This window comes from Aeromonas sp. ZOR0001 (genome assembly GCF_000801015.1).
Classification (GTDB): domain Bacteria; phylum Pseudomonadota; class Gammaproteobacteria; order Enterobacterales; family Aeromonadaceae; genus Aeromonas; species Aeromonas veronii.
On the sequence record NZ_JRJY01000032.1, the window covers coordinates 738 to 998 of the forward strand.

The window sequence follows — 261 nt, forward strand, 5'->3', positions numbered from 1 at the left end:
TGGGATCGGCCCCACCAAGACCCTCGCCAAGCTGGCCAACTATGCAGCCAAGAAGTGGCCTGCCACGGGCGGCGTCGTGGACTTGCGTGACGAGCTGCGCCGTGCCCGGCTGATGGCTATCACCCCGGTGGATGAGGTGTGGGGCATAGGACGGCGCTTGGGCGCTAAGTTGGTGGCACAAGGCATCAACACCGTGGCTGACCTGGTGGCTAGCGATGCCAAAGGGTTACGCGCCCAATACGGCGTGGTGGTCGAGCGGAT

At 64.8% G+C, this 261-nt stretch carries 1 pseudogene; it reads left to right on the forward strand.

What is annotated here, in order from left to right:
* A pseudogene (locus tag L972_RS21730) lies at positions 1 to 261 on the forward strand (protein UmuC); the annotation flags it as partial.